General features: G+C 62.6%; 21 protein-coding genes. 6 read left to right on the forward strand and 15 right to left on the reverse strand.

All coding sequences use genetic code 11. The features are described 5' to 3' along the window. Window positions 1-119: 119 nt before the first annotated feature. The 8 genes from AC3I65_RS22890 to AC3I65_RS22925 form a co-directional block, all read right to left on the reverse strand. A complete protein-coding gene (locus AC3I65_RS22890) occupies window positions 120-1,145 on the reverse strand; it encodes a septal ring lytic transglycosylase RlpA family protein (protein ID WP_488524189.1) in 1,026 nt (341 codons plus the stop codon). Further along, on the reverse strand, window positions 1,145-2,155 hold the full coding sequence (gene mltB / locus AC3I65_RS22895) for a lytic murein transglycosylase B (RefSeq protein ID WP_047229492.1): 1,011 nt from the start codon (window positions 2,153-2,155) through the stop codon (window positions 1,145-1,147). The genes AC3I65_RS22890 and mltB overlap by 1 nt, the downstream gene beginning before the upstream one ends. A 17-nt stretch (window positions 2,156-2,172) precedes the next feature. Beyond that, the gene (gene rodA / locus AC3I65_RS22900) at window positions 2,173-3,276 is read right to left on the reverse strand and encodes a rod shape-determining protein RodA (protein ID WP_047229517.1); all 1,104 of its coding nucleotides are present in this window, start codon (window positions 3,274-3,276) and stop codon (window positions 2,173-2,175) included. Between the two features lie 31 nt (window positions 3,277-3,307). Further along, window positions 3,308-5,203 carry a penicillin-binding protein 2 gene (gene mrdA / locus AC3I65_RS22905; protein WP_047229491.1) on the reverse strand — a complete coding sequence of 632 codons (1,896 nt, stop codon included), beginning with the start codon at window positions 5,201-5,203 and terminating at the stop codon, window positions 3,308-3,310. 10 nt (window positions 5,204-5,213) lie between these two features. After that, on the reverse strand, window positions 5,214-5,681 hold the full coding sequence (gene rlmH / locus AC3I65_RS22910) for a 23S rRNA (pseudouridine(1915)-N(3))-methyltransferase RlmH (RefSeq protein ID WP_047229490.1): 468 nt from the start codon (window positions 5,679-5,681) through the stop codon (window positions 5,214-5,216). A 9-nt stretch (window positions 5,682-5,690) separates the two neighbouring features. Further along, window positions 5,691-6,185, reverse strand: a complete 495-nt coding sequence (gene rsfS / locus AC3I65_RS22915) for a ribosome silencing factor (RefSeq protein ID WP_014340379.1) — start codon at window positions 6,183-6,185, stop codon at window positions 5,691-5,693. Between the two features lie 73 nt (window positions 6,186-6,258). Beyond that, the gene (gene nadD / locus AC3I65_RS22920) at window positions 6,259-6,945 is read right to left on the reverse strand and encodes a nicotinate-nucleotide adenylyltransferase (protein ID WP_047229489.1); all 687 of its coding nucleotides are present in this window, start codon (window positions 6,943-6,945) and stop codon (window positions 6,259-6,261) included. Window position 6,946: 1 nt separating this feature from the next. Further along, window positions 6,947-8,218 carry a glutamate-5-semialdehyde dehydrogenase gene (locus AC3I65_RS22925; protein WP_047229488.1) on the reverse strand — a complete coding sequence of 424 codons (1,272 nt, stop codon included), beginning with the start codon at window positions 8,216-8,218 and terminating at the stop codon, window positions 6,947-6,949. 186 nt (window positions 8,219-8,404) lie between these two features. Between AC3I65_RS22925 and AC3I65_RS22930 the strand changes: the two genes are divergently transcribed. Both AC3I65_RS22930 and AC3I65_RS22935 read left to right on the forward strand, forming a co-directional pair. Then, window positions 8,405-9,085, forward strand: coding sequence for a DNA-3-methyladenine glycosylase (locus AC3I65_RS22930; protein ID WP_047229487.1), 681 nt, complete (start codon window positions 8,405-8,407; stop codon window positions 9,083-9,085). Window positions 9,086-9,242: 157 nt separating this feature from the next. Then, window positions 9,243-10,559, forward strand: a complete 1,317-nt coding sequence (locus tag AC3I65_RS22935) for a bifunctional DedA family/phosphatase PAP2 family protein (protein ID WP_047229486.1) — start codon at window positions 9,243-9,245, stop codon at window positions 10,557-10,559. 203 nt (window positions 10,560-10,762) lie between these two features. Here the strand turns inward: AC3I65_RS22935 and AC3I65_RS22940 are convergent, their stop codons facing one another. The 3 genes from AC3I65_RS22940 to AC3I65_RS22950 are packed head-to-tail and all read right to left on the reverse strand — an operon-like array spanning window position 10,763 to window position 12,442. Continuing rightward, complete coding sequence (locus AC3I65_RS22940) at window positions 10,763-11,353, reverse strand: LON peptidase substrate-binding domain-containing protein (RefSeq protein WP_047229485.1); 591 nt, start codon at window positions 11,351-11,353, stop codon at window positions 10,763-10,765. Between the two features lie 10 nt (window positions 11,354-11,363). After that, a complete protein-coding gene (locus AC3I65_RS22945; protein ID WP_047229484.1) occupies window positions 11,364-12,080 on the reverse strand; it encodes an LrgB family protein in 717 nt (238 codons plus the stop codon). Further along, complete coding sequence (locus AC3I65_RS22950) at window positions 12,077-12,442, reverse strand: CidA/LrgA family protein (protein ID WP_047229483.1); 366 nt, start codon at window positions 12,440-12,442, stop codon at window positions 12,077-12,079. Before AC3I65_RS22950 ends, AC3I65_RS22945 begins: the two co-directional genes overlap by 4 nt. Window positions 12,443-12,635: 193 nt before the next feature. Here AC3I65_RS22950 and AC3I65_RS22955 point away from each other — a divergent pair, with 193 nt between their 5' ends. The 3 genes from AC3I65_RS22955 (at window position 12,636) to AC3I65_RS22965 (ending at window position 15,576) form a co-directional block, all read left to right on the forward strand. Further along, on the forward strand, window positions 12,636-13,091 hold the full coding sequence (locus AC3I65_RS22955) for a MaoC family dehydratase (RefSeq protein WP_047229482.1): 456 nt from the start codon (window positions 12,636-12,638) through the stop codon (window positions 13,089-13,091). Between the two features lie 97 nt (window positions 13,092-13,188). Beyond that, the gene (locus AC3I65_RS22960) at window positions 13,189-14,907 is read left to right on the forward strand and encodes a C13 family peptidase (RefSeq protein ID WP_107321812.1); all 1,719 of its coding nucleotides are present in this window, start codon (window positions 13,189-13,191) and stop codon (window positions 14,905-14,907) included. Between the two features lie 27 nt (window positions 14,908-14,934). Continuing rightward, window positions 14,935-15,576, forward strand: a complete 642-nt coding sequence (locus AC3I65_RS22965) for an oxidoreductase (protein ID WP_047229480.1) — start codon at window positions 14,935-14,937, stop codon at window positions 15,574-15,576. A gap of 146 nt (window positions 15,577-15,722) precedes the next feature. Here AC3I65_RS22965 and AC3I65_RS22970 read toward each other — a convergent pair whose 3' ends face one another. From AC3I65_RS22970 to AC3I65_RS22985, 4 genes are all read right to left on the reverse strand, one after another. Beyond that, the gene (locus tag AC3I65_RS22970; RefSeq protein ID WP_047229479.1) at window positions 15,723-16,007 is read right to left on the reverse strand and encodes a YceK/YidQ family lipoprotein; all 285 of its coding nucleotides are present in this window, start codon (window positions 16,005-16,007) and stop codon (window positions 15,723-15,725) included. Beyond that, window positions 16,000-16,647 (reverse strand): flavin prenyltransferase UbiX, encoded by a 648-nt coding sequence (ubiX, locus tag AC3I65_RS22975; RefSeq protein ID WP_488524190.1) that lies wholly within the window; start codon window positions 16,645-16,647, stop codon window positions 16,000-16,002. The genes AC3I65_RS22970 and ubiX overlap by 8 nt, the downstream gene beginning before the upstream one ends. Beyond that, on the reverse strand, window positions 16,644-17,993 hold the full coding sequence (gene mpl, locus AC3I65_RS22980) for a UDP-N-acetylmuramate:L-alanyl-gamma-D-glutamyl-meso-diaminopimelate ligase (protein WP_076383495.1): 1,350 nt from the start codon (window positions 17,991-17,993) through the stop codon (window positions 16,644-16,646). Before mpl ends, ubiX begins: the two co-directional genes overlap by 4 nt. Before the next feature lie 261 nt (window positions 17,994-18,254). Further along, window positions 18,255-20,159: a sigma-54-dependent Fis family transcriptional regulator gene (locus AC3I65_RS22985; protein WP_488524191.1), complete on the reverse strand. Its 1,905-nt coding sequence runs from the start codon at window positions 20,157-20,159 to the stop codon at window positions 18,255-18,257. Between the two features lie 498 nt (window positions 20,160-20,657). Between AC3I65_RS22985 and exaC the strand changes: the two genes are divergently transcribed. After that, window positions 20,658-22,178 (forward strand): acetaldehyde dehydrogenase ExaC, encoded by a 1,521-nt coding sequence (gene exaC / locus AC3I65_RS22990; protein WP_076383493.1) that lies wholly within the window; start codon window positions 20,658-20,660, stop codon window positions 22,176-22,178. Window positions 22,179-22,283: the final 105 nt, after the last annotated feature.

Here is a 22,283-nt window from a genome sequence, read left to right on the forward strand (position 1 = left end):
CAACCTTCTAACGGGTCGCCGCGTATTTAAGTTGCTCACTCACATCCCTTGCCGGGCTTTTGTTATTCGTAGAGCCAACAACCTGGCCCGCTCCAACCGCTAGCGGGCCTTCAATCAAATCATTCCGCGCTGACCAGGCTCGGCGAACCGAGATTGGCCAGGCGCACACTGTTCTGCACCTGCTGGACTTCATCCGGAGAACCGATCGGCCCCAGGCGTACCCGATGCAGTGTCTGCTGGTTGCGCACGATGGAGCTGATGAACACCGGTGCGCTGACCATCGAGCTGAGCTTGGATCTCAACAGTTCGGCAGCGTCCGGGTTGGCGAACGCGCCGACTTGCAGATACTGGCCAGACGCTGTTGCAGAAGCGTTTTTTTTTGCGTCGAGCGGCACGGGCACCACGGCGGCGGCATGTTGCTGCGGCGGCGGGGACCATTGCTCGACCGTACCGGTGGAAGCCGTCACGGTCGGCGCGGCATTTTGCGCCACTTTTGGCTCGTTGAGCATCAAAGGCGCCGGACGGCCTCGTTGGGCCCACCATTCCTGCGGATCGATGCCTTCGACCTTGACCCGCGCGGTGCCGGTTTCAGCGTAACCGAGTTTTTTTGCCGCCGCATACGACAGGTCGATGATGCGGTCGGAATAGAACGGCCCGCGGTCATTGACCCGCAGGATCACAGCCTTGTTGTTGTCCAGGTTGGTCACCCGCACATAGCTGGGCAGCGGCAAGGTCTTGTGGGCCGCGCTCATGCCATACAGGTCATAAACCTCGCCATTGGCGGTGTTCTGACCGTGGAACTTGGTGCCATACCAGGACGCCGTGCCCGAAGCGACGTAACGCTTGGATTCGGCCATCGGGAAATACGTCTTGCCCAGCACCGTGTACGGATTGGCCTTGTACGGGCCGGTGTGCAGGGTTGGCGTGGCGTCGGGAATGCGCGAAACATCCACGTCCCACCACGGCGCGCCGTCCTTGTGGGCCCGGTTGATGTCCAGGCCTGGCGTGGCGCGCACGGCACTGGAGGTTTTCTGGGCCGGCGGGCGACTGGTGGAGCAACTGACGACCAGCAACGACAGCGCAGCCAGCGCTACCAGCTTCAGGGGTCCGGCTTTCAGGGGTTGATAGGTAGGCAATGCCTGCATTATTTGACGCCCCGTGCTTTGACCAGCTCTTCAGACAGCTGATGCACGGCCATGGCGTACATCACACTGCGGTTATAACGCGTAATCGCGTAGAAATTCTTCAGGCCCATCCAGTACTCAGGGCCTTGTTCGCCTTCCAGGCGAATCGCGGTGACTGGCATGTCGTCACGCAGCGCATCATGACTCGACCACCCCAGCGCCCGCAACTCCCCGACGGTCTTCGTCGGCTCGATGCCTGTGGTCAGGCCTTCGTCTACCTGGTCGCCACGCACGTCTGCACGGCTGACCACCGGCTCGCCAGGCTCCCAGCCGTGGCGCTTGAAGTAGCTGGCAACACTGCCGATGGCATCGGTCGGGTTGGTCCAGATATTAATGTGGCCATCGCCGTCGAAGTCCACCGCATAGGCGCGGAAACTGCTGGGCATGAACTGCGGCAAGCCCATGGCTCCGGCATAGGAGCCCTTGAGGGTCAACGGATCGACCTGTTCCTCACGAGCCAGCAGCAGGAACTCGCGCAGCTCCTTGCGGAAGAACTCAGCGCGCGGCGGATAATCGAAGCCCAGGGTCGACAGCGCATCGACCACCCGGAAATTCCCGGTATTACGACCAAAAAACGTCTCGACACCAATAATAGACACGATGACCTGAGCCGGCACGCCATACTCCTGCTCGGCGCGAGCCAGCACGGCCTCGTGCTGGCGCCAGAAGTCCACGCCCCGGGCGATGCGCGCCTCGGAGATGAACATCGGCCGATACTCGCTCCACTGCTTGACCCGCTCGGCGGGCCGGGAGATCGCGTCGAGAATCGACTGCTTGCGCTGGGCCTCGCGGAACACCCCCATCAGCTGTTCACCGGCAAAACCGTAGTCGCGGGTCATTTCACCGACGAATTCGGCCACTTGCGGCGAGCCTTCATATTCGCCGGCCAGGGCGTGCGACGCACCGCCCAGGAGGCCGAACAGGCCGACCCACGGCGCAAATCGCGTCGACCAGCCACGCATTGCTTGCATTGAACTCTTCACCTTATTCAAACCTGCGCGATCCACTTGCGATGGGTATGGATCGACATCAAAACCCCAAACGCTGACAGTAGCGTCACCAGCGAAGTTCCTCCGTAGCTAATGAATGGCAACGGCACCCCCACGACCGGCAACAGGCCACTGACCATACCGATATTGACGAAAACATAAACAAAAAACGTCATAGTCAGACTGCCCGCGAGCAATTTGCCGAACAATGTCTGGGCCTGGGCGGTAATCACCAGGCCACGGCCGATCAACAACAGGTAGATCAGCAGCAGCACGCAAATACCCACCAGACCGAACTCTTCGCCCAACACGGCGATGATGAAGTCGGTGTGGCTTTCCGGCAGAAAGTCCAGGTGCGACTGGGTACCCAGCAACCACCCTTTGCCGAACACACCGCCGGAGCCGATGGCGGCCTTGGACTGGATGATGTTCCAGCCGGTGCCCAGCGGATCGCTCTCCGGGTCGAGGAACGTCAGGACCCGCTGCTTCTGGTAGTCGTGCATCACGAAGTACCACATGGCCACGGACACCGGCACGGCGGCAGCGATCACGCTGAGGATCCAGCGCCAGCGCAACCCGCCCATGAACAGCACGAAGGCGCCGCCGGCCAGGATCAGCAACGAGGTGCCGAGATCGGGCTGGCGCACGATCAGGATAAACGGGACCCCAATCAGCAGCAGGCTGATGCCCACATGCTTGAGCTGTGGCGGCAAGGTGCGCTTGGACAGATACCAGGCGATGGTCGCCGGCATGATGATTTTCAGGAACTCGGAAGGCTGGAAGCGGATCACCCCAGGGATGTTGATCCAGCGTGTCGCCCCCATGGCGTTATGGCCCATGATGTCCACGATCACCAACAAGACCACGCCGCCCACATAGGCCAGTGGCACCCAGCGCGCCATGAACCGAGGCTCCAGTTGGGCGATAAAGATCATCGATACCAGGCCGATGCCGAATGAAGTGGCCTGCTTGGCCAGCAGGTCCCAATTCTTGCCGCTGGCCGAATACAGCACGAACAGGCTGCCGGCGGCCAGTGTCAGCAACAGGATCAACAACGGACCGTCGATGTGCATGCGCTGCAACAGAGTGGCGCGACGACGCATCACATCTTCGCTGGAGAGGATCCGGTCGAAATTATTCTTCACGGGCCGTAGCCTCCGCAGTGATGGGGCTTGCGTATTCGGGCTTGAGCTGGCCGTGTTCATCCAGCAGCCAGGCGTCCATGATCTGGCGCACCACCGGCGCGGCAACGCCGGAGCCGGACTCGCCGTTCTCGACCATCACCGACACGACGATCTTCGGGTTTTCGGCCGGCGCGAAACCAACGAACAAGGCGTGGTCGCGGTGGCGCTCCTGAACCTTGGAACGGTCGTACTTTTCGCCCTGCTTGATCGCGACCACCTGGGCCGTACCACTCTTGCCGGCAATCCGGTATTGCGCGCCGATGGCAGCCTTGCGCGCGGTGCCCCGGGCGCCGTGCATCACCTGCTGCATGCCGATATTGACCTTCTGCCAGTCCGACGGATTACGCAGGATGATGTCCGGCACCGGGTTGGGGTCCACGGGCTTCTGGCCTTCGATGGTCTTGGCCAGATGCGGGCGATACCACTTGCCTTTGCTCGCCACCAGGGCTGTGGCCTGGGCCAGTTGCAGCGGCGTCGCCTGCATGTAGCCCTGGCCGATCCCCAGGATCAGCGTCTCGCCCGGGAACCACGGCTGGCGGCGGGTCGCCCGCTTCCACTCGCGGGATGGCATCAGGCCCGGCGACTCTTCGAACATGTCCAGGGACACTTTCTGACCGAGACCGAACTTGCCCATGTAGGACGCCAGCCGGTCGATCCCCAGCTTGTGGGCCAGGTCATAGAAGTAGGTGTCGTTGGACCGCATGATCGCCGTTTCCAGATCCACGTACCCGTCGCCGGAGCGATTCCAGTTGCGGTACTTGTGGTCGTAGTTCGGCAGTTGGTAATAACCGGGGTCGTAGACCCGGCTGGAAGCGGTGATCACACCCGCGTCCAGCCCGGCAATGGCCACCGCCGGCTTGATGGTCGAACCCGGCGGATAGAGGCCGCGCAGCACGCGGTTGAACAGTGGCCGATCGATGGAATCGCGCAACTCGGCATAGGCTTTGAAACTGATGCCGGTGACGAACAGGTTCGGGTCGAAACTCGGCTGGCTGACCATCGCCAGGACCTCGCCGGTGTTCGGGTCCAGCGCCACGACAGCGCCGCGCCGGCCGCCCAACGCCGCTTCGGCGGCTTCCTGCAATTTGATGTCCAGGCTCAGGACGATGTCCTTGCCGGGGATCGGGTCGGTGCGCTTGAGCACCCGCAACACGCGGCCACGGGCATTGGTCTCGACTTCCTCGTAGCCCACCTGGCCGTGCAGCTCGGCCTCGTAGAAGCGTTCGATGCCGGTCTTGCCGATGTGGTGGGTACCGCTGTAATTGACCGGGTCGAGGTTCTTGAGCTCTTTTTCGTTGATCCGCCCCATGTAGCCCACCGAATGGGCGAAGTGCGCGCCCTGGGGGTAGTGACGCACCAACTGCGCCACCACTTCAACGCCCGGCAGGCGGAACTGGTTCACGGCGATCAGGGCGATCTGCTCTTCGGTCAGCTCGAACAGGATCGGCACCGGCTCGAACGGGCGCCGGCCCTGGCGCATGCGCTTCTCGAAAATCGCCCGGTCCTCGGGGGTCAGTTGCAGCACTTCGACGATCACGTCGAGCACCTTCTGCCAATCCCCGGACCGCTCACGGGTCATGCTCAGGCTGAAGCTGGGCCGGTTATCGGCCACCACCACGCCGTTGCGGTCGAAAATCAACCCGCGAGTCGGCGGAATCGGCTGCACATGCACGCGATTGTTTTCCGACAGGGTCGAGTGGTACTCGTACTGAATCACCTGGAGGAAATACAGGCGCGCGATCAGCACACCAATCAGCGCCACGACCGCAATTGCACCGAACACGACGCGACCACGCACCAGGCGGGCGTCTTTTTCGTGGTCCTTGATGCGGATCGGCTGAGGCATGAGGGCAGGATTACTTGTGGTAAGGGTGCCCGGACAGGACTGTCCAGGCACGATACAACTGTTCGCCGATCAGAATCCGCACCAGCGGGTGCGGCAACGTCAAAGGCGACAACGACCAGCGTTGATCGGCCCGGGCACAGACTTCCGGTGCCAACCCTTCCGGGCCACCCACCATGAAGTTGACCGTGCGCGCGTCCAGCCGCCAGCGATCGAGCTCGACCGCCAGTTGCTCGGTGCTCCAGGGCTTGCCGTGCACTTCGAGCGTGACGATCCGCTCGTTCGGCCCGACCTTGGCCAACATGGCTTCGCCTTCCTGACGGATAAAGCGCGCCACATCAGCGTTCTTGCCGCGGGTGTTGAGCGGAATTTCCACCAGTTCCAGGGCCAGCTCGGAAGGAAGACGCTTGGCATATTCATGCCAGCCTTCTTCCACCCACTTGGGCATGCGGGAACCGACGGCGATCAGGCGCAGTCGCACAGCGATCCCTTATTGCTGGTCTTTGTTGAGCTTGGTGAAATGCTCATGGGTATTTTCCGGGCTGTGGTGCGCGGCGCTGGCCGAACGGCTTTGCTCGGCACCGGCCCACAGGCGCTCCAGGTCATAGAACTGGCGCGCCGAGGCGGTCATCATGTGCACGATGACGTCGTCCATATCCAGCAATACCCAGTCGCTGTCGCCCTTGCCTTCTTCACCCAGCGGCTTGACGCCCTGGGCCTTGACCGCTTCGCGAACCTTATCCAGCATCGCGCCGATCTGGCGGTTGGAGGTACCGGTGGCGATGATCATGTAATCCGTGATGCTCTGCTTCTCGCGAACGTCGATCACCTGGATATCCTGGGCCTTGACGTCTTCCAGGGCCGCCACGGCAACCTTGACCAGCTCTTCGCCGGCCAGTACCACGCCAGTATGAGCTTCTACGGGAAGCGGGGCGCTCTTGAATGTGCCCTTGCGCTTTACTTTGTTTACGTCTTTGTCAGTCATATAAAACTCGTTTTGCTCGTATGTTCGGGCGCTTCGCTACACGCATTCACGTGCCTTGAAGCGCGCCCTTTTTTCAGTTCGACGCACGGTACAGCCCGTGCGCATCGATGTAGGCCAGGACCGCGTCGGGCACCAGGAAACGTACCGACTTACCGCTGGCCAGCAGTTGACGGATCTGGGTGGCGGATACCGCGAGCGGCGTCTGCCAGACGAATGCAATCTGTCCGCTCGGCCCTTTCAGGGCCAGCGGGTCGCTCACCGAACGCGCCGCCAGCAGGTTGCGCAAGGCATCCGGCGGCTCGCTGTCGGCATCCGGGCGTTGCAACACCAGGATGTGGCAATGCTGGAGCAACTCTTCCCAGCGATGCCAAGTGGGCAGGCCGCAAAATGCGTCCCAGCCCAAAAGCAGAAAAACCTGGGCGTCGGCGGCCAGTTCGGCGCGCATCAGCTCCAGGGTATCAATGGTGTAGGACGGTTTGTCCCGCAGCAATTCGCGGGCGTCCACCACCAACGGCGCCACACCGGCCACCGCGCACTCGACCATCGCCAGACGGTCCTGGGCCGATACCTGCGGCGTATCCCGGTGAGGCGGCCTGGCGCTGGGCGTCAGGCGTAGCTCATCGAGGGCCAGGGCATCGGCGACTTCCAGCGCACCGCGCAAGTGGCCGATGTGCACTGGGTCGAACGTGCCGCCCAGGATACCGATGCGCTGGGGCGCAGTTGTCGTCGTCACTGCGGCTGACGGGTCAAGGTCGCCCAAGTCAGACCGGCTCCTGTCCGCGCAACTGGCCGTCACCGACCACGATGTACTTCTCGCAGGTCAAGCCTTCGAGGCCCACCGGGCCACGGGCGTGCAGCTTATCAGTAGAAATGCCGATCTCGGCACCCAATCCGTATTCGAAGCCGTCGGCGAAACAGGTCGGGGTGTTGATCATCACCGACGCCGAGTCCACTTCGGCCACGAAACGCCGGGTTTCGCCCTGGTGTTCGCTGACGATGGAGTCGGTGTGGTGGGAACCATGGCGATTGATGTGCTCGATGGCCTGGTCCAGCCCGTCGACCACGCGGATCGACAGGATCGGCGCCAGGTACTCGGTGTTCCAGTCTTCTTCGGTGGCCTCGGCCGCCTCAATGATTGCCCGGGTGCGTTGGCAACCGCGCAGCTCGACGCCTTTTTCGCGGAACTGGGCGGCCATCGCCGGCAGGAAGTCCTGGGCAACGGCCTGGTCCACCAGCAGAGTTTCCATCGCGCCGCAGATACCATAGCGGTAAGTCTTGGCGTTGAAGGCAATGCGCTGGGCTTTGGGCAACTCGGCGTGGGCACTGACGTAAACGTGGCAGATGCCGTCCAGGTGCTTGATCACCGGCACGCGGGCGTCGCGGCTGACCCGTTCGATCAGGCCCTTGCCGCCACGGGGCACGATGACGTCGACGAACTCGGGCATGGTGATCAGTGCGCCGACCGCGGCGCGGTCGGTGGTTTCCACCACTTGCACCACGGCCGCCGGCAGATCGGCTTCGGCCAGACCGCGCTGGATGCAGGCGGCAATCGCGCGGTTGGAATGAATGGCCTCGGAACCACCGCGCAGGATGGTCGCGTTACCCGACTTCAGGCACAGGCTCGCAGCATCGATGGTCACGTTCGGCCGCGACTCGTAGATGATGCCGACCACGCCCAGGGGCACGCGCATTTTGCCGACCTGGATACCCGACGGCCGATAACTCATGTCCCGGATCGCCCCGACCGGGTCCGGCAGCGCCGCGACTTGGCGCAGACCGACGATCATGCCGTCGATGCGTGCCGGGGTCAGCGCCAGGCGTTCGAGCATGGCCGGCTCGAGGCCGTTGGCCCGGCCGGCGGCCAGGTCCAGCTCATTGGCGGCGGACAACTCGGCGCGAGCAGCGTCCAGCGCATTGGCGGCGGCCAGCAGGGCGCGGTTTTTCTGCGCGGTGCTGGCACGGCCGATGATGCGCGACGCCTGGCGAGCGGCGCGACCCAGGCGGGTCATGTAGTCAAGAACGGACTCAGTCATGGTCTGTGTGGTCTTGGCAAAGGGGAAAGCGGCAGATTATAGCTGTCGTATCCCTCGACTAACAGCGTGGACTCACAGTGGTGACCGGCGGAAGAGCAAAACCTGCGCAAATAGTCGCTGTTCAGCGCCGATTAAGCTTTCCATTGCTATCATCGCGCTTCCTTTGGCCTCCCTTCGTCTCACGCCATGACCGATTCACCCCCACTGCCAAACGCCCTGCCCGACGGTTTTTTTGATCGCGATGCCCAGGTGCTCGCCCGGGACCTGCTGGGCAAAGTCATTCGCCACAAGGTCGGTGACCTGTGGCTCAGCGCGCGGATCATCGAAACCGAAGCCTATTACTTCGCTGAAAAGGGCAGCCACGCTTCGCTGGGCTACACGGAAAAACGTAAGGCTTTGTTTCTGGATGGCGGCCACATCTATATGTATTACGCCCGGGGTGGCGATTCGCTGAATTTCAGCGCCCATGGCCCCGGCAATGCGGTGCTGATCAAATCGGCATACCCGTGGGTCGATACTGTTTCCGGCCCGGCGAGCCTAGCGCAGATGCTGCTCAACAACCCCGACGCCCAAGGCCGCCCGCGCCCCTCGCAAAAGCTTTGCGCCGGCCAGACGTTGTTGTGCAAGGCCCTGGGGCTGAAAGTGCCGCAGTGGGATGCCAAACGCTTCGACCCGGAACGCTTGCTGGTGGAAGACGTGGGCGTGCCGACAGTCAATGTGATCCAGACTACCCGCCTGGGCATCCCACTGGGACGGGATGAACACCTGCTCTACCGCTTCGTCGACGCGGCCTACGCCCCCTGGTGCACGCGGAACCCGCTGCGTCGCGGACAGGTCGAAGGGCGGGATTATTTTTTGCTTTCCTGAACGCCACACTGCCCAACCCTGTGGGAGCGAGCCTGCTCGCGATGGCGCCAGGTCAGTCGAATCAGAAGTTGGCTGATACACCGCTATCGCGAGCAGGCTCGCTCCCACAGTAAAAAATGCATGCCGCTTAATGCTCAATGGAAATGGAGTTGTTTTTATGGGCCCATGGCTCGATAGCATCACTGGCTGGCTGACCGCCAACCCGCAATGGCTGGCGGCGGCGGTGTTTATCGTCGCGTGTGTAGAGTGCCTGGCCATCGCCGGGTTGCTCGTGCCGGGTACGGTGATGTTGTTTGCGGTCGCGGTCCTGGCCGGCAGCGGCGCGTTGTCCCTGGGCGAGACTTTGCTGCTGGGCCTGCTGGGCGGTTTGCTGGGGGACTTGGTGTCGTATTTCCTGGGCAGGCATTTTCACCAGAACATCCGGCGCCTGCCGGGGCTGCGGCATCACCCCGAATGGATGAGCGCGGCGGAAAGCTATTTCCAGCGCTACGGCATCGCCAGCCTGCTGGTAGGGCGCTTCATTGGCCCGCTGCGACCCATGTTGCCGATGGTGGCCGGGATGTTCGACATGCCCTTCCCGCGCTTCGCCGCCGTCAGCCTGTTGGCCGCCGCCGGCTGGAGCGTGGCGTACCTGCTGCCCGGCTGGGCCACTGGCGCAGCGATCCGCCTGCCGTTGCCCGAGGGTTTCTGGCCACAGGCCGGTGTCGTGATTGGCAGCATCGCGGTGATGATCGCATTGAGCGTCAACAGCAGCCTGCGGCGCCATCGACATGCCTCAGCGCTGATCGCAGGTCTGGGCCTGGTGATCCTGATCGGGCTGTTCATCGGCTTTCGCTACCTCACAGCTTTCGATCAGGGGCTGGTGGCTCTGGTCCAGGAACATCGCAGCCCGACAATGGACGAAATCGCCGTGACCTTCACGCTGATCGGCGAATTCCACTACATGCTGATTTTCAGCGCCCTGCTGACCGGGTTGCTATTGCTGGCGCGCCAATGGCGCCAGGCAATCTTTGCCGGGGCCACGATGCTGTTCACCGCATTGGCCAATACCGGCACCAAGCACTTTTTCGCCCGTGTACGCCCGGAAGTCCTGAGCGAGCCGCTGACCAGCTACAGCATGCCCAGCGGTCATGCCTCCGGCGCCTTTGCCCTGTTCCTGGCGCTGGCCATCCTGGCCGGTCGCGGGCAACCGCCACGCCTGCGCCTGACCTGGCTGTTGCTGGGCTGTTTGCCGGCGTTGGCCATTGCCCTGTCGCGGGTGTATCTGGGTGCCCATTGGCCGAGCGACATCGTCGCCGGCGCCATGCTCGCCGCCTGTGTCTGCGCAGCGATGCTCTGGCTGAGCCAGCGCCAGACCCCGCTGCCGGCCATGCCGCCGAAAATCTGGTGGTTGATTCTGCCGGCGATGGTGGCGGCATTCAGCTTCTTCGCACTGCGCCACCTGCCCAATGGGATGCTGCGGTATGCCTATTGAGGCCGGCAGCCAGCTATCGCGAGCAGGCTCGCTCCCACAGGGAATCGGCTGTGAAACGCCCCTTTGTGGTCACTGAAGATCAACTGTGGGAGCGAGCCTGCTCGCGATGACGTCGGTACATTCAGCATTGATGCAAACTGAGCCACCGTTATCGCGAGCAAGCTCGCTCCCACAAGAGATCAGCCTGGTCAGTGATTAGCGCCTCAGGCGAACAGTTCGCCCTGCAACTCATCAAGCAACGCCTGGATTGCATCCAGCCGCTGCTGAGGATCATCGAGTTGCAGCAGGTCGAGCTTGTCCAGTTCATTGAAGGGCAGCAGGTAGGCCAGTTGATTGGCGAGCGACTGCTGGCCGGTGGCTTCGGTGCCCATGTTCAGGGCCTCGACCATCGGGTGTTCGGCCAGGGCCTTGAGCAGCGCCACCAGGTCGGCATCCTCATCCTGCAGCGGCTGTTCCGGCTCATCCTCCAGCCACTCGACTTCAGCGACGGTCAGTTGATCGGCCTGGACACTGCTGCTGTGCACGATAAAACGTCGTCCACCCTGCACGCGAATGCCCAGCAGCCCGTTGTCCTGCTGGGAGAAATCGGTGATTCGCGCTTCACAGCCCACCCGCGCAAAGCCGTCGGGGGCGATGCCGACTTCCTCGCCATCGAGGATGCACACCACCCCGAACCCCTCGCCCATTTTCATGCAGCGACCGATCATATCGAGGTAACGCGCCTCGAAAATCTGCAAATCGAGGATGCAACCGGGGAACAGTACCGTGTTCAACGGGAAAAGCGGCAAGCTCATAAGCAGTTCCTTAAACCGTCATCGACACCACCAACGGCAGCAACACCGCCGTGGCCACGCCCATCAGACTCATCGCCAGCGCCGCAAAGGCGCCGGACTCTTCGCTTTCCTGCAACGCCACGGACGTTCCGACCGCGTGTGCCGTCAGGCCCAGGGCCATGCCACGGGCTTCAGGGCTATGGACCCCAAGCCTGGTCAGAATGCTCGGGCCCAGAATCGCCCCGAGCACCCCGGTGATCAACACAAACACCGCCGCCATGGCCGCTACACCGCCGATCTGCTCGGCCACCAGCATGGCGATCGGTGAAGTCACCGACTTGGGCGCCATGGTCATCAGGATCATGTGTTCGGCGCCAAAAGCCCAGCCCAACACCACCGCAGAGCCTGTGGCGAACACCCCGCCTATCACCAGCGTAGTAAAAATCGGCCAGAACAATTGCCGGATCCGTCGCAGGTTCAGGTACAAGGGCACCGCCAGCGCGACGGTGGCCGGCCCCAGCAGAATGCTGAGAATTTCCGTGCTCTCACGGTACTCGGCGTAGCTGATGCCGCAGCCGACCAGCACACCGATCAGCAGCAACATCGACATCAGCACCGGCTGCAGAAACACCCAACGGGTCTTTTCGAACGCCGCCAGCACCAGTTGATAGGCGCCCAGGGTGATGCCGATACCGAACAGCGGATGATGGATCACCGAACTCCAGGCGCCCTGCCAGTCAAGCATCATTGCCCATCCTCCGACTCGGGGGCGTGACGCCGGGCCAGGCGCTGCATCAGCACACCGGTAAACGCCATGGACAGGATCAACGACAGCACCAACGCACCGACAATGGCCCAGAAATCGGCAGCGATGGCCCGGGCGTACACCATCACCCCCACCGCTGGCGGCACCAGCAGCAACGGCAAGTAGCGCAGCAGGCTGCCGGCCGCCAGGTTCAATGGCTCGCCGACTTCACCACGGATGACCAGATAGCCCAGCAGCAACAGCAGGCCAATGATCGGCCCCGGCAGCACCGGCAGGAACAAATGATTGATGGCGGTGCCCAGCAATTGGAACAGCACCAGCCAGGTCAGGCCCCGTAGCAACATCCTTCATCCTCCCCAGCAACACGTACGCAAACAATGCGCGCGCATTATAAGCACGCCCGCGCTATGGGTCGGCATTCGTAAAAAGCATGGTCGATGACCTGCCCTGCCCGTCATGTTGATCTACAGTGGTTCTCCGGGGACGCCGATCCCCGTTCCAAAAAAGACAAAACCGATGAACCCAAGGAGAGTCTCAATGCCCTATGTTCCCGTTGCAGCGCTCAAAGATTATGTCGGCAAGGAACTTGGACGTTCCGAATGGCTTACCATCGATCAGGATCGCATTAACCTGTTCGCCGAAGCCACTGGCGACTTTCAGTTCATCCACGTCGATCCGGTCAAGGCCGCGCAGACACCGTTCGGCAGCACCATCGCCCACGGTTTCCTGTCGCTGTCGCTGATGCCCAAGCTCATGGAAGACATCCTGATCCTGCCCGAAGGCGTGAAGATGGTCGTCAACTACGGGTTGGACAGCGTGCGCTTCATTCAGCCCGTGAAAGTCGACTCCAAGGTCCGCCTCAAGGTCGACCTGGTGGACGTGACCGAGAAGAAACCCGGCCAATGGCTGCTCAAGGCCACCGCCACCCTGGAAATCGAAGGTTCGGACAAACCGGCCTACATCGCTGAGCCCCTGTCGCTCTGCTTCGTGTAGCCCCTCGCGGATGCGAAGCCGCTGCGGCAGTTTCGCATCGCTTCTCCTGACGCGCATTGCTACGGCATACTCGTGACCTGATTATCTGGATCCCGTTATGCGCTCATTTCTCCCTTTGGCCCTGACCCTGCTGCTCACCGCTTGCGGCGACGGCGAATCGCTGTTGCCCCCCGACGCGCGCCTGCCCGACGGCGGACGCTATCGCGGCGACCTGGTGGACGGTTTGCTGCAAGGCCAGGGGCGTGTCGACTACCCCAACGGCAGTTGGTACGCCGGGCAGTTCGACAAAGGCCAGTGGCACGGCACCGGGGAATGGCACGGCAGCAATGGCGAGGTCTATCGCGGCCAGTTCCAGCAGGGCCTGTTCAACGGCCAGGGTAGCCTGACCACGCCCACCAGCAGCTACACCGGCGGCTTCAAGCAAGGCCGGCGCGACGGTGAAGGTACGCTCAAGGAACACGGCATGGTCTACCGCGGCGAATTCAAGGCCGACCGCTATTCCGGCTTCGGGCGCCTGGAGCTTGAGGACGGCAGCCAATACCAGGGGCCGTTCGTCAACGGCAAACCCAACGGCGAAGGCCAGCGCTTCGACGCCAGCGGCAACCAGTTCACCGGCAATTTCGTCGACGGCCAGCTCCAGGGCAAAGGCACCTTCAACAGCGCCGAGGGCGACGTCTACATCGGCGGGTTCAAGAACAACCAGCTCAGCGGTCGCGGTCGTTATGAAAATGCCGACGGCGATGTCTGGATCGGCCAGTTCAGGGAAGGCGCGCTCACCGGCAAGGGCCAACTGATCGGTGCCGACGGCAGCCACTACCTCGGTCAATTCAATGACTGGCGCTTTAGCGGCGAGGGCCGGCTGAACCTGCCCGACGGCAGCTTTTATATCGGCCAGTTCGAGAACGACACCTACCACGGGCGCGGCACCCTGGCGCTGACCGATGGCACCGTGCAAAGCGGCACCTGGGCCAACGGCCTGCGAGTACGCGACGCTGGCGGGCGGCTACTGCCGGATGTGCTCGAGCTCGGCCTTTTGGCCCAGGGGCGCCTGTTGGAAAATGCCCTGGCCAATATCCCGGCCTCGACCCCTGCGGTGGAGCTGTACAGCCTGACGGTGGGCGGCGACGGCAAGCAGAGTGTGTTCCTGCGCGAGTCCGACTACGTCGCCAATATGCTCACCAGCCGTTTTGGCGCGTTCGGCCAGATCCGCCTGGTCAACCACCGCGATCACCTCGGTGACCGGCCCATGGCCACTCGCGAAAGCCTGCGCCGCGCCGCCAGCGCCCTGGCCGAACGCAGCGGCCCGGAAGACCTGATCTTCATCTACCTGACCAGCCACGGCACCAGCGAACACGAACTGGTGCTCGACCAGCCGCGCATGGAACTGGCCGACCTGCCCGCCGATGAACTGGCCGTGGTGCTGGCGCCGCTGAAGGATCGCGACAAGATCGTGGTGATTTCAGCCTGTTACTCCGGCGGCTTCATCCCGGCGCTCAAGGATGAACGCACCTTGATCATGACCGCTTCCCGCGCCGATCGGGTGTCGTTCGGCTGCTCCGAGGAGGCCAACTTCACCTACTTCGGCGACGCGCTGTTCGCCCAGGCACTGAACCAGACCGACGATCTTGAGCAAGCCTTCAAGCGTGCCAAGGCCACCGTGGCCGAGCGGGAACAGGCGGACAATTTCGAAGCCTCCGAGCCGCAGATCTGGGCGCCCAGGACCGTCCTTTCCCATTGGCAGCTATTGCGCAAGCAACAGGCGCGAAAAGCATTACAAAGTACGGCATTGAACGACGAGGCCCAAAAGAGCAACTAAGCTGAATCGTATCAAGGGGGAAACACTATGTACTTGACGCCTCAGCATGTTTTGCTTGCCGGAGCTTCCGGGTTGACCGGGGAACATCTACTGGACCGGCTGCTCAACGAGCCGACCATCACACGTGTATTGGCGCCTTCACGCCGGCCGCTGGCCGAGCATCCACACCTGGAAAACCCGGTCGGTGAAACAGCCGAACTGCTGCCCCGCCTCAGTGGCCAGGTGGACATCGCATTTTGCTGCCTTGGCACGACCATCAAGAAGGCCGGCTCGGAACAAGCGTTTCGCGCGGTGGACCTGGACCTGGTGGTGGCCTTCGCCAAGCGTGCCCGGGAGCTGGGCGCAAGGCACCTGATCGTGATCAGCGCGCTGGGGGCTGACCCGAGTTCTTCGATTTTCTACAACCGGGTCAAAGGCGAAATGGAAGCCGCCCTCAAGGCCCAGGACTGGCCACAACTGACCCTCTGCCGCCCTTCCCTGCTACTGGGCGAACGCACCGAACCGCGGTTGGCCGAACAATTGGCCGGCCCCTTGTCGAGGCTGATCCCCGGCAAGTACCACGGCATCGAAGCCTGCCAACTGGCCCGCGCCATGTGGCGCCTGGCCCTGGAAGAACAGGAAGGGGTGCGGGTGGTGGAGTCGGATGAGTTGCGTAAGTTGGGCAAATAATTGCGGCGCATGGGCGGACGCCATCGCGAGCAGGCTCTCTCCCACAGTTGACCGAGTTCTTCAGAAGGAATGCGTACCAATGTGGGAGCGAGCCTGCTCGCGATAGCGGTGGACCAGCTTACATCCATGTTGGATTGTAGCGCTGGTTACAACCCACCCGTAGCCTGAAACCCCACGCCAATCACCGTCAGCAACGACAACGGCAATAACAAGGTATCGAGCAACGCACTGGCCGGCAGATCCACGCCTGGGTAACGCGGCGCTTCGGCGCCAAAGCGGTCCTTGGCGCAACAGCCACCGTTAAGCGCATACAAGTCCAGGCGCGTGCCCGCATACACCACCGGCGCGCCGGGTTTGGCGGCGTCCAGGGTACGGGCGGTGGCGCAGCCGGTCAGTTGCAGCGCCAGCAGCACCACCAGCAGCTTATTCATCACTGCTCAAATGGTACTCGCCCCAGCGCGGCAGCATGTCCTGGGGGATGTTCAGCAGATTGAGAATCCGCGCGACCACAAAATCGATCAGGTCATCGATAGTCTGTGGCTGGTGATAAAAACCCGGAGAGGCCGGCAGAATCGTCACGCCCATGTTCGACAGCTTGAGCATGTGCTCCAGATGAATACTCGAATACGGCGCCTCACGCGGCACCAGGATCAACTGGCGACGCTCCTTGAGCGTCACGTCGGCGGCGCGCTCGATCAGGTTGTTGCAGGCACCGGTGGCAATCGCCGAGAGCGTGCCGGTGGAACACGGCACCACCACCATCGCCGCCGGCGCCCCGGAGCCCGAGGCCACCGGCGACATCCAGTCTTCCTTGCCATACACACGAATCTGCCCCGCCGCCGCACCGGTGTATTCGGTGAGGAAGGCCTGCATCATCTGGGTCTTGGCCGGCAGGGTGACGTCGGTCTCGGTGGCCATCACCAATTGCGCCGCCTTGGAGATGAGGAAATGCACCTCACGGTCTTCCCGCACCAGGCAATCGAGCAGGCGCAAGCCGTACTGGGCGCCGGAAGCACCGGTCATGGCCAGGGTGATGCGGTCGGGGCCGCTGCTCTCCAGGCGCGTGTTCATTTCAGTGCCTCGGCCAGTTTGCCGTGCAGGCCGCCGAAGCCGCCGTTGCTCATGATCACCACGTGAGTACCGGGCTGGGCCTGGCTCTTCACGCGCTCGATGATGCCTTCCAGGGAATCGCTGACAATCGACGGCACCGTGCACAACGCGGCGGTGGCGCCCAGGTCCCAGCCCAGGTTGGCCGGCGCGTACCAGATCACCTGATCGGCATCCACCACGCTTTCCGGCAGGCCGTCGCGGTGGGCGCCGAGTTTCATGGAGTTGGAACGCGGCTCGATGATGGCAATCAGCGGTGCATCGCCGATGCGCTTGCGCAAACCGTCGAGGGTGGTGGCGATGGCCGTCGGGTGGTGGGCGAAGTCGTCATAGATGGTGATGCCGCGCACTTCAGCGACCTTTTCCATCCGCCGCTTCACGCTTTTGAACGCACTCAGCGCGGCGATGCCCATGGACGGCACCACGCCGACATGACGGGCCGCCGCCAGGGTGGCCAGGGCGTTGGCGACGTTGTGCTGGCCGGTCATGTCCCAATCGACCACACCTTGGGCCACGCCTTCGAACATGACTTCGAACTGCGAACCGTCATCCTTGAGCAACTTCACTTGCCACTGCCCGCCGGCGCCGGTGGTTTGCACCGGGGTCCAGCAACCCATTTCGATCACCCGCTGCAACGCGGGCTCGGTGGTCGGATGGATGACCAGGCCTTCACTCGGAATGGTGCGCACCAAATGGTGGAACTGCCGCTCGATGGCCGGCAGATCGGGGAAGATGTCCGCGTGATCGAACTCAAGGTTGTTGAGGATCGCGGTGCGCGGGCGGTAGTGGACAAACTTCGAACGTTTGTCGAAGAACGCGCTGTCGTATTCATCGGCCTCGATCACGAAGAACGGCGTACCACCCAGGCGCGCCGACACCGAGAAATTCTGCGGCACGCCGCCGATCAGGAAGCCCGGGCTCATGCCCGCGTGCTCCAGCACCCAGGCGAGCATGCTGCTGGTGGTGGTCTTGCCATGGGTGCCAGCCACGGCCAGGACCCAACGGCCCTGCAACACATGATCGGCCAGCCATTGCGGGCCGGACACGTAAGGCAGGCCTTTGTTGAGCACGTATTCAACCGCCGGATTGCCACGGGACATGGCGTTGCCGATGACCACCAGGTCCGGCGCGGGGTCCAGTTGCGCTGGGTCGTAGCCTTGGGTCAGCTCAATGCCCTGGGCCTCCAGCTGCGTGCTCATCGGCGGGTAGACGTTGGCGTCGGAACCGGTCACGTGATGGCCCAGCTCCTTGGCCAATACCGCCATCGAGCCCATGAAAGTGCCGCAAATACCGAGAATATGGATGTGCATAGTCGACCTCGTAAAACATGGCCGCAGGTTAGCGTAGGGAGGGGGAAATCGCACCTTGTGTTTCGAACTGCAACCATCAGGACAGCGCAAATCCTCTGTGGGAGCGAGCTTGCTCGCGATAGCGGTGGGTCAGTTTGCATTGATGCTGAATGTGCTGCCGCCATCGCGAGCAGGCTCGCTCCCACAGTTGACCGAGTTCTTTCAGGAAGAATGCGGTCAGAATGTGGGAGCGGGCTTGCTCGCGAATGGCCGCGACGCGGTTCAGCGGGCGATGGCGTGTTTGCGCAGTTTCCGATAAAGCGTATTGCGGCTGATGCCCAGTTGTTCGGCGGTGTGGGTCATGTGCCAGCGCTGGCGCTCCAGGGCATCGAGCAGCGCCAACCGTTCGGCATCTTCCAGCGGGCGCTCCGCCACGGTTTCAACCAACGCCACCGGACACTGGCGAATCATCGCCGGCAGATCCTCCAGCCCGATCCGCCCGCCGTCGCACAACGCAGCAAGGGTGCGCAGCACATTGCGCAGTTGCCGCACGTTGCCCGGCCAATCAAAACTCAACAATGCCTGGCGCGCCGGTTCGTCGATGGCAACTGCTTCGGCGCCCGCTTCTTCGGCCAACAGAAAATCCAGCAACTGGGACTTGTCGCTGCGCTCGCGCAACGCCGGCAAAGGGATCTCCAGGCCGTTGAGGCGATAGTACAAGTCCTCGCGAAAACTGCCGTCGCGCACCCGATCAAACAACTGACGGTGGGTGGCGCTGATGATGCGCACGTTCACCGCTTCGGGTTCGCCACCGATGGGCACCACTTGGCGATCTTCCAGCACCCGCAGCAAACGGGTCTGCAAGGCCAGGGGCATGTCACCGATCTCATCCAGAAACAGCGTGCCACCGTCGGCCTGTTGCAGCTTGCCGCGCATGCCTTCCTTGCGCGCACCGGTGAAGCTGCCGCCGCGATAACCGAACAGCTCACTCTCGATCAGGCTTTCCGGGATGGCTGCGCAGTTAAGCGCCACGAAGTTTTTCCCGGCACGCTGGCTGGCGTGATGCACGGCTTTGGCGAAGGCTTCTTTACCAGAGCCGGTTTCGCCATGGATCAGCAGCGGCACATCGCGCTCGAACACCCGCAGCGCCTTGCGAAAATGCTCTTGCAACACCGCATCCCCCAGGCAGATGCCCGGTAACCGGGCGGGCTCGATGGCTTTAAACGCAGGGACGACCGGGACCGGCACACTGCGCGGCTGCCCCCGCAACACGGCAAACAAGTGCCGCCCGTCACGGGTGCGCAACGGCCAACTGGCGCTGGCCTGGGTGCTGGCCCGTCCGAGCAGCTCATCCAGTGAACAATCGAAAAAGTCTTCCACCCGCTGACCCAGCAAGCCACCGCGAATATGCCCCAACAGGTTCAGCGCGCTCTGGTTGACCGCGCTGATCCGCCCTTCGCCGTCGAACGCCAGCAGCCCCTCGCTGAACAACCCCACGGACTCGGCCTGCAAGTGAAAACGCAGCAGCCATTGATTGTCGAAGCAGCGCAGGAAATAGCAGCTCTCGATCATCTTCGCCGAGAGGTTGACCAGGGCCATGGTGTGGAACTGGCTCTGGCGCGACACGTCCGGCCGGGCCGATGACACATCCAGCACCGCGAGCAGTTCGCCATGGGGATCGAAAACCGGGCTGGCCGAGCAGGTCAGGCCGGTGTGGCGGCCGCGAAAGTGTTCTTCCTGGTGAATGGTCAGGGCCTGGCGCTCCACCAGGCAGGTGCCGATGCCGTTGGTGCCTTCGCAGGCTTCGCTCCAGTCGGCGCCGAGCCAGAGGCCGGCCCGTTCGAAAATCTTGCGCTCGCTGGGGGCGGTGACACAGTTGAGGATCACGCCGCGCGCGTCGGTCAGCAGCACCGCGTGGCCGGCGCCGGAGAGTTGTTGATGCAGGCTGGTCATTTCCGTGCCGGCGATGTGCAACACCTGTTGCAGGCGCTCGCGGCTTTCCAGCACCCGGCCATGCTCAAGCACCGTCGGCGCCAGGTTCTGCGCCGGGTCGAGGTGATAGTCCTCAAGGCAGCGCAGCCAGGAGCGGGCAATCGACGGATCGCTGCCAGGGCCCTGCAAATGGGCCTTGCCCTGGGTGACCGTCAGGACTTGTTGGGCATGGCGACTCAAGTGGTTGCTGTGCATTTCTTATTATTTCTCCTCGAAGGACCTGCCTCACTGGAGCAACTGTTTAACATTTAACCAATGTTCAACACTTAACCTGTGGCGAGGGGATTTATCCCCGCTGGGCTGCGAAGCAGCCCTGAAACCTAAGCATGCGGTGTATCAGATTGATCGAGTTGGCTGCTTTGGGGGCTGCTTCGCAGCCCAACGGGGATAAATCCCCTCGCCACAACTTTGCTGGGCAGGCCAACTGGTGAGGCCCAGCATCCTCCAGCCCACCCACCTTTGCAATGCTGGCGCGACCTGTCAGTCACAGACTGTCTCGCATCTGGCACAAACTGTCACACCCGCTGTATCGCTATCGTCACGCAGGGCATCCGTTTGTCCGACGAACTGCTCCTAAAGTCTTGATTTACGGGCCCTGCAAGGCAGTGGCCCGACCTTTGCTCTAGGCTTAATTACCAGCGCTCAATTTTGCGCGGCCTCCCGTATAAGCACAAAAGCCAAGGAGAACTCATCATGCGTTACGCTCACCCCGGTACTGAAGGCGCTATCGTTTCGTTCAAGAGCAAATACGGTAACTACATCGGCGGCGAGTTCGTCGCGCCTGTCAAAGGTCAGTACTTCACCAATACTTCCCCGGTCAATGGCCAGCCCATTGCCGAATTCCCGCGTTCCACGGCCGAAGACATCGAAAAAGCCCTGGACGCCGCCCACGCCGCTGCCGATGCCTGGGGCGCCACGTCCGCCCAGGCCCGTTCGCTGGTCCTGCTGAAAATCGCCGACCGCATCGAAGCAAACCTTGAGGTTCTGGCGATCACCGAGTCCTGGGACAACGGCAAGGCCGTGCGCGAAACCCTCAACGCCGACATCCCCCTGGCCGCCGACCATTTCCGTTACTTCGCCGGTTGCCTGCGCGCCCAGGAAGGCAGCGCCGCCGAGATCGACGGCAACACCGTGGCCTATCACATCCATGAACCGCTGGGCGTGGTCGGGCAGATCATCCCGTGGAACTTCCCGCTGCTGATGGCCGCCTGGAAACTCGCCCCGGCCCTGGCCGCCGGTAACTGCGTGGTGCTCAAGCCCGCCGAGCAAACCCCATTGGGTATTTGCGTGCTGATGGAGCTGATCGGCGACCTGCTGCCGCCCGGCGTACTGAACGTGGTGCAAGGCTTCGGCAAGGAAGCCGGTGAAGCCCTGGCCACCAGCAAGCGCATCGCCAAGATCGCCTTCACCGGCTCGACCCCGGTCGGCTCGCACATCATGAAATGCGCGGCCGAGAACATCATCCCGTCCACCGTGGAGCTGGGCGGCAAGTCGCCGAACATCTTCTTCGAAGACATCATGCAGGCCGAGCCGAGCTTCATTGAGAAAGCGGCCGAAGGCCTGGTGCTGGCGTTCTTCAACCAGGGTGAAGTCTGCACTTGCCCTTCCCGCGCCCTGGTGCAGGAGTCGATCTACGACGAGTTCATGAAAGTTGTGATGAACAAAGTCCTGCAGATCAAGCGCGGCGACCCGTTGGACACCGACACCATGGTCGGCGCCCAGGCGTCCGAGCAGCAATTCGACAAGATTCTTTCGTACCTGGAAATCGCCAAGGGCGAAGGCGCAGAACTGCTGACCGGCGGCCGGGTGGAAAAACTCGAGGGCAACCTGGCCACGGGTTATTACATCCAGCCCACCCTGCTCAAGGGCACCAACAAGATGCGCGTGTTCCAGGAAGAAATCTTCGGCCCAGTGGTGAGCATCACCACCTTCAAGGATGAAGCCGAAGCCCTGGCCATCGCCAACGACACCGAGTTCGGCCTCGGCGCCGGTCTCTGGACCCGCGACATCAACCGCGCCTATCGCATGGGCCGGGCGATCAAGGCCGGTCGCGTCTGGACCAACTGCTACCACCTCTACCCGGCTCATGCGGCGTTTGGTGGTTACAAGAAGTCCGGCGTGGGTCGTGAAACCCACAAGATGATGCTCGACCATTACCAGCAGACCAAGAACCTGCTGGTGAGCTACGACATCAATCCGTTGGGGTTCTTCTAAGGCATTGGGGCGAGGCAGGTGGTTCTGCTTCGCCCTTGAGATTGCTATCGCGAGCAGGCTCGCTCCCACACAGGATTTGTGGATGGCGCTCCAGTTTCGGCTGGC

The organism is Pseudomonas sp. N-1-13, from assembly GCF_057787095.1.

What these genes read in the sequence shown, in the direction of transcription:
- AC3I65_RS22965 (WP_047229480.1), top strand. Translation starts at nt 14,935, where the DNA reads ATGTACTTGACGCCTCAGCATGTTTTGCTTGCCGGAGCTTCCGGGTTG.
- AC3I65_RS22985 (WP_488524191.1), bottom strand. Translation starts at nt 20,159, where the DNA reads ATGCACAGCAACCACTTGAGTCGCCATGCCCAACAAGTCCTGACGGTC.
- exaC (WP_076383493.1), top strand. Translation starts at nt 20,658, where the DNA reads ATGCGTTACGCTCACCCCGGTACTGAAGGCGCTATCGTTTCGTTCAAG.
- AC3I65_RS22950 (WP_047229483.1), bottom strand. Translation starts at nt 12,442, where the DNA reads ATGTTGCTACGGGGCCTGACCTGGCTGGTGCTGTTCCAATTGCTGGGC.
- ubiX (WP_488524190.1), bottom strand. Translation starts at nt 16,647, where the DNA reads ATGAACACGCGCCTGGAGAGCAGCGGCCCCGACCGCATCACCCTGGCC.
- rsfS (WP_014340379.1), bottom strand. Translation starts at nt 6,185, where the DNA reads ATGACTGACAAAGACGTAAACAAAGTAAAGCGCAAGGGCACATTCAAG.
- mltB (WP_047229492.1), bottom strand. Translation starts at nt 2,155, where the DNA reads ATGCAAGCAATGCGTGGCTGGTCGACGCGATTTGCGCCGTGGGTCGGC.
- AC3I65_RS22955 (WP_047229482.1), top strand. Translation starts at nt 12,636, where the DNA reads ATGCCCTATGTTCCCGTTGCAGCGCTCAAAGATTATGTCGGCAAGGAA.
- AC3I65_RS22930 (WP_047229487.1), top strand. Translation starts at nt 8,405, where the DNA reads ATGACCGATTCACCCCCACTGCCAAACGCCCTGCCCGACGGTTTTTTT.
- AC3I65_RS22970 (WP_047229479.1), bottom strand. Translation starts at nt 16,007, where the DNA reads ATGAATAAGCTGCTGGTGGTGCTGCTGGCGCTGCAACTGACCGGCTGC.
- AC3I65_RS22925 (WP_047229488.1), bottom strand. Translation starts at nt 8,218, where the DNA reads ATGACTGAGTCCGTTCTTGACTACATGACCCGCCTGGGTCGCGCCGCT.
- AC3I65_RS22940 (WP_047229485.1), bottom strand. Translation starts at nt 11,353, where the DNA reads ATGAGCTTGCCGCTTTTCCCGTTGAACACGGTACTGTTCCCCGGTTGC.
- AC3I65_RS22890 (WP_488524189.1), bottom strand. Translation starts at nt 1,145, where the DNA reads ATGCAGGCATTGCCTACCTATCAACCCCTGAAAGCCGGACCCCTGAAG.
- rodA (WP_047229517.1), bottom strand. Translation starts at nt 3,276, where the DNA reads ATGCGTCGTCGCGCCACTCTGTTGCAGCGCATGCACATCGACGGTCCG.
- AC3I65_RS22960 (WP_107321812.1), top strand. Translation starts at nt 13,189, where the DNA reads ATGCGCTCATTTCTCCCTTTGGCCCTGACCCTGCTGCTCACCGCTTGC.
- mrdA (WP_047229491.1), bottom strand. Translation starts at nt 5,203, where the DNA reads ATGCCTCAGCCGATCCGCATCAAGGACCACGAAAAAGACGCCCGCCTG.
- mpl (WP_076383495.1), bottom strand. Translation starts at nt 17,993, where the DNA reads ATGCACATCCATATTCTCGGTATTTGCGGCACTTTCATGGGCTCGATG.
- AC3I65_RS22935 (WP_047229486.1), top strand. Translation starts at nt 9,243, where the DNA reads ATGGGCCCATGGCTCGATAGCATCACTGGCTGGCTGACCGCCAACCCG.
- AC3I65_RS22945 (WP_047229484.1), bottom strand. Translation starts at nt 12,080, where the DNA reads ATGATGCTTGACTGGCAGGGCGCCTGGAGTTCGGTGATCCATCATCCG.